At 54.4% G+C, this 3,700-nt stretch carries 3 protein-coding genes, 1 tRNA gene, 1 other RNA gene and 1 pseudogene; 3 read left to right on the top strand and 3 right to left on the bottom strand.

Translation table 11 applies throughout. The annotated features are described in order from the left end of the window. Positions 1 to 365 (bottom strand): annotated as a pseudogene (locus tag L0H14_RS12085) (DNA polymerase III subunit gamma and tau); the annotation flags it as partial. Positions 366 to 467: 102 nt separating this feature from the next. Here L0H14_RS12085 and L0H14_RS12080 point away from each other — a divergent pair. Continuing rightward, positions 468 to 1,094 (top strand): malonic semialdehyde reductase, encoded by a 627-nt coding sequence (locus tag L0H14_RS12080; RefSeq protein WP_301421954.1) that lies wholly within the window; start codon positions 468 to 470, stop codon positions 1,092 to 1,094. A gap of 10 nt (positions 1,095 to 1,104) precedes the next feature. Here L0H14_RS12080 and L0H14_RS12075 read toward each other — a convergent pair whose 3' ends face one another. Together L0H14_RS12075 and ffs are read right to left on the bottom strand one after the other, a co-directional pair. Continuing rightward, entirely contained in the window at positions 1,105 to 2,019 is a 915-nt protein-coding gene (locus tag L0H14_RS12075; protein ID WP_301421953.1) for a glycine betaine ABC transporter substrate-binding protein, read from the bottom strand. A 439-nt stretch (positions 2,020 to 2,458) separates the two neighbouring features. Next, positions 2,459 to 2,555: signal recognition particle sRNA small type (gene ffs, locus L0H14_RS12070), an RNA gene on the bottom strand. 134 nt (positions 2,556 to 2,689) lie between these two features. On the opposite strand from ffs, the gene L0H14_RS12065 reads away from it, so the two are divergent. Continuing rightward, positions 2,690 to 3,415: a DsbA family protein gene (locus L0H14_RS12065; protein WP_301421952.1), complete on the top strand. Its 726-nt coding sequence runs from the start codon at positions 2,690 to 2,692 to the stop codon at positions 3,413 to 3,415. 88 nt (positions 3,416 to 3,503) lie between these two features. After that, positions 3,504 to 3,588 (top strand) — tRNA-Ser (locus L0H14_RS12060). The last annotated feature ends 112 nt before the right edge of the window (positions 3,589 to 3,700 follow it).

Below are 3,700 nucleotides of genomic sequence, written 5' to 3'. Positions count from 1 at the left end.
TTGTACCGGTCACGAGTCGGCGCAAATGTGGCGCGCTCACGCAGGTCACGGGCATCGTCCACACCACCGTGCGACGCCGCGTCAATTTCAATGACATCCAGCGAACCTGACCCGCCGGTGGCTAAATCAGTGCACGAATCGCACTGACCACACGGTGTGGCCGTCGGGCCTTGGGCACAGTTCAAACAGCGTGCCAAAATGCGCGCTGAGGTGGTTTTACCACAGCCGCGCGGGCCGGAAAATAAATAGGCGTGATTGATCCGGTGCTTGTCTATGGCATTGGCCAGCGGCACGGTCACGTGCTCCTGACCGATGACTTGTGCAAACGAATCCGGACGATAACGGCGATATAAAGCGGTGGTCACTCTCAATACCCTAGCTTGCTGGTGTCGTGGTGGTAACCAGTACGATTTGCTGGCAGAAATCTCAGTCTAGACTTTAATCCGGTGACCTACGAAAGGAAACTTATGCCCGAATCCGGTTCCACAGACCTCTCTATCTCAACGCGCGAAATGCTCGATGCTATCTTCGCGAATGCCCACACCACCAACACGTTTTCTGACGACGCCGTTGACCCGGCACTTATTGCGCAGGCGTATGAAGATGTGCGGTGGGCGCCGACGGCGATGAATTCTCAGCCGATGCGTCTGACCGTGGTGCACACACCTGCTGCAAAACAACAGCTTGGTTTGCAGATGAAGCCCGGCAATCGTGACAAAACCTTGGCCGCACCATTGACGATTATTGCGGCATGGGATCCGAATTGGCACGATCATCTACCGCATTTGGCACCCCACCGGGATGGCGCTCGAGAGAAACTGGATCCGGATCTGGCAGTCCGCGAGAAGATGGCCAAGGTATCCAGCCATTTGCAAATCGGTTATCTGATTGTCGCGCTGCGAGCTCACGGCTTACACGTAGGACCGATGACCGGGTTTAACGCCGCAGGCGTCGACGAGGAATTCCATGCCGACAACGGGTGGAAGACCGCGGTCATGATCAATGTTGGCTGGGGGCCAAATGACGATGATGTCAATGCGGTGCGTGACCGTGCCGGCCGGCTATCCTTCGACGACGCCTGCCAGGTTGTGTAACTGCAGTAGACTACGGAGTCAGCGAATCAACGTATTCTTGATTTTCTTCCATCCAATCACGGACTGTGTTCGGGTAATCATCCTGGTCGACTTCCGCTACGAACAAGTCTTCTTCAAGGTCCTGCAAAGTTTCGGTGTCAATCTTGAAATCGGCCAACCAGTTGAAGACTTCAGGCTGGGTGTCGGAGAACTCACTATGTGCGAACGTGGTCATATTTTCTTTTTGCCCAAGTGCCTCTTGTGGGTCATCCAACGGTTTGATGTCGTAACTGTTGAACGCCCAGTGCGGCATCCACAAAGTGACTGCGATGTTGTCACCGGCGGCTAATGAAGTATCAAGTTCTTGTAACATGGCTGGGGTAGATGAGGTGGTGAATTCCCAATCTTCCAACCCATAATCTGGTATGACGTAGCTTTCAGTGCGTTCGGTTAAGCCTGCGCCCGGTTCAATGCCGACGAGTTTGCTGTCGAAGAGATCAGCGTTGTCAGCAAGGTCTTCAAGGGAGTCAACCGGTGCGTCCGCGTTAACGGCGATAACCTGGCGGGCGTCATTATTCCATTCGCCAACCAGCTCGATGTCATCACCGTATTCTTCAATATAGTCAGCGTGGGTGACTGGCTGCCAGACGTCCATGACGAAGTCCAGATCACCGGTGGCAATGCCTGAATAGCCCGGCGCTAGATCAACGTAGGTCTTGTTGACCGTGTAGCCTTCATCTTCCAGGACCAAGGCCCAAAGTTCTGATACTGCAATGCCTTCTTCCCAACCTTGGAAAATAGCCATCTCGATGGTTTCGCCGTCTGCATCGCCGGTATCTGCAGTCTCAACGTCGTCACCACAAGCGGTCAATGCAAGACCAGACACGGCAGCGATGGCCGTGAGGCGCCCCAGTAGTGGAAACTTTTTCTTCGCAAAAGTGCTCATCTTGTCCCTCGGTGTAGAGTGTGTAGGTTGTTCTACAGTAACACCGGTCACAGGCCTTCCCAAGGGTCCCGGCATAGTTTTGCCTCATCAGCCGCAAATTTTGGCCGTTAAGTGAGCAACAGCGCAGCGCATCGCATTTCGACATGTTGCATACGCTCGCGGACGTCGAAAGATAGTCATGTCCAGTCAAAAGCAAGAACTTTGAAATAGCACTCGAAGGTATGTGGGACGCTACCGAAAACCCGCAGGTCAGAGCACTGCTGCTAGGGAAGATTGAAGCCATGTACAAGCTCTGGCACGAACAGCTTGAACACAAACAGCCTGAACACATTTTTGCTATTCGCCCGGACCTGCCCGATGGGTGTCCCTGACGACCCGGCCCACCGCGCATGGCTGGCTGTTGGTCTATGACCCCAACGATGAGCGGAGCAGTGTTAAAACTTAGAACCCCTCACGCACCTGTCAGAGCCTACCGACCCTTGCTGCATTCCTGCCCTGGGGGAGTTAAGTAAGATGGCACCGCGTGAGGGGCCGGGGTCCATATTACCAATTTGTGGCCAAAGAGCGAATTTGAGACAACTCGTTCACTCGCGGTGATCTACAGTAGCTGTTCCACGCTCGTGGGAAACAGTCTTGCCACCCTGCTTTCGTGCCTGCCAGAGTAACAATTATGAGAATTGATATCTGGTCTGACATCGCCTGCCCGTGGTGCTACATCGGGCTCACTCGTTTCGAGAAAGCGCTCGCTGACTTCCCCAACAGAGATTCGGTTGACGTGTACTACCGCACCTTCCAGCTAGATCCGACCCTGCCTGAGCGCGACCCCCGCAGTGAAGTCCAGTATCTCGCTGAGACGAAAGGCATGCCTTCGAATCAGGTTCATCAAATGTTAGAGACCGTCGCTTCGCACGGCAAAGAAGCAGGTCTTGATTTTCAGATGGACGAGGTCGTTGTTGCGAACTCTTGGACGGCCCACCGTTTGCTCCATTTGGCAAAAACTCTGGACCGCCAGACTTCAGGTGACGAACCGAAAATCATGCCTAAGCTTAAGCGTGAACTACTCGCAGGGCACTTTAGCCACGGTCTTGACCTGTCTGACCATGACCAACTGGTCCAGGTAGCCATCTCCGTGGGGCTTGACGAGGACCGAGTTCGAGAAGTCCTGACCTCCGATGAATTTAACGCCGAAGCCCAGGCCGACGTCGAGCAAGCCCAAGCATTCGGTGTCTCTGCGGTGCCAACCTATGTTCTGGCTGAAAAATATGCGCTGCCGGGCGCGCAATCCGTTGAGGTGTTTAGCGCAGCACTACAGCAGGTTTGGGATGAGCTGAATCCGACACCACTGCAAACCTTGGGCGCCGAGGGCGAGGCCTGTGGTGTCGACGGTTGCGACTAGCAGCAGCCCTCCCATTTTGCTTATTCAACAGCGGATGGGCTATGCTAAAATCTGGTCTTTGCAAGGTGCTTATTTTGCAAAGCTCTGAGGAGGATTCGCATAGCGGCCTAGTGCGCACGCCTGGAACGCGTGTTGGGTGAAAGCCCTCAGGGGTTCAAATCCCCTATCCTCCGCGACTGGGTGGCTCGGAATGGCTAAATTCCGAGCCATCCGCCTAAATACGCGGAACTAGCTCCGGAATGACATTGAGCACGTCCGTTCGTAGATGCCCAAAATCTAGCATGA

The organism is Yaniella sp., assembly GCF_030453185.1.
Classification (GTDB): domain Bacteria; phylum Actinomycetota; class Actinomycetes; order Actinomycetales; family Micrococcaceae; genus Yaniella.
Note: the sequence above shows the minus strand (reverse complement) of the source record. Positions and strands in the feature narration are given on the sequence as shown.

Bases quoted from the DNA above. Each gene is read 5' to 3' on its own strand.
- L0H14_RS12080 (WP_301421954.1), top strand. From the start codon at position 468: ATGCCCGAATCCGGTTCCACAGACCTCTCTATCTCAACGCGCGAAATG.
- L0H14_RS12075 (WP_301421953.1), bottom strand. From the start codon at position 2,019: ATGAGCACTTTTGCGAAGAAAAAGTTTCCACTACTGGGGCGCCTCACG.
- L0H14_RS12065 (WP_301421952.1), top strand. From the start codon at position 2,690: ATGAGAATTGATATCTGGTCTGACATCGCCTGCCCGTGGTGCTACATC.